This is a genomic window from Burkholderia alba (assembly GCF_034721475.1).
GTDB classification, from domain to species: domain Bacteria; phylum Pseudomonadota; class Gammaproteobacteria; order Burkholderiales; family Burkholderiaceae; genus Burkholderia; species Burkholderia alba.
The window spans coordinates 1-1,132 of record NZ_JAWJWL010000140.1 but is presented as its reverse complement, the minus strand read 5'-3'; the positions used below and the strand labels follow the sequence as shown (position 1 = coordinate 1,132).

Annotated in this window: 1 protein-coding gene and 1 pseudogene; one reads left to right on the top strand and one right to left on the bottom strand. The window is 58.2% G+C overall.

Features of this window, described 5'->3' with window-relative positions; genetic code table 11:
- Window positions 1–476: 476 nt before the first annotated feature.
- Window positions 477–680: a hypothetical protein gene (locus RZR99_RS32870; protein WP_323123835.1), complete on the bottom strand. Its 204-nt coding sequence runs from the start codon at window positions 678–680 to the stop codon at window positions 477–479.
- A 252-nt stretch (window positions 681–932) separates the two neighbouring features.
- On the opposite strand from RZR99_RS32870, the pseudogene RZR99_RS32865 reads away from it, so the two are divergent.
- Window positions 933–1,132: pseudogene (locus RZR99_RS32865) on the top strand (IS6 family transposase); the annotation flags it as partial.

Sequence of the window (1,132 nt, the reverse complement as noted above, 5' to 3'; positions counted from 1 at the left end):
ATGGCGTAGCTGTTGTAAACGGCGCGGGATGCTCCAGCGGGTCAAGTACGCGTGCCCATGCTGCGATCTCGGCATCAATGTCGAAGAACGAAATAACTGCGAATATGAACGAATAAACAGCGAATGAGCCTTTGTCGTGTAGTGCCGTGCAGCTTTCACGTACTGAATAGAGGAGGCGGCCTTATCGGTTTTCTTGATTGCTGCCGCTCGCGTGGCGCGCTGCGGGGACGTGGTGAGAGGTTCGATGCCGGTGACACCCAGCCGACTGCGGCCGCGGGCCAGCGAGCGAGTTGCGATATCGAAATTTCACGTGCGATCAACATCGTCAGCTCGTATAGTGGCGCCTTGTTTGCCGGCGCGAGGCGCAGATAGTAGCCGAGCAAACCATGGACGAATTGCCGATGCCGTAGATAATCGGGCGCCACAAACGACAAGATGCCGTTCGCGCCATCGTCAACGCGAAAAGTCTGGCAAGCTCAGCGTTGACGGCGCTCGGGAAGATGCCAGCGATCAAGCTGGTGCCGGACCATGTCGGCCGCGGCAGGTGACATCATGATCTGGACGAGGTGACGCAAGATTTTCGTGAACTGACCGGCGTTGGTTTTCCCCCAGGGCGGGTGATGCTGCGGTGACCCAATGACAAGAGCCTCGAGCCAGAGGGTGCTGTCGATCAGTGCCAATTCGCGTTGCCGTTGTCGTGCTGCATTTTTCGCGGGATAACGCGGCAGGGCACTGTCACGTTAGCGTAGGATGACGGGATAAAGACGACATCANGTTTTCCCCCAGGGCGGGTGATGCTGCGGTGACCCAATGACAAGAGCCTCGAGCCAGAGGGTGCTGTCGATCAGTGCCAATTCGCGTTGCCGTTGTCGTGCTGCATTTTTCGCGGGATAACGCGGCAGGGCACTGTCACGTTAGCGTAGGATGACGGGATAAAGACGACATCACTCTATCGTGGACATCGATTTCCAGCAGCCATCATCATTCAGGCCGTGCGTGGGTATTTCCGCTTCCAGCTGAGCCTGCGTGATATCGAGGAGTGGCTGTTCGAGCGCGGCGTGATCGTCAGCCATGAGACGATCCGCCGCTGGTGCGACAAGTTCGGTACGGGGTTCGCCCATCGCGTCAAGGC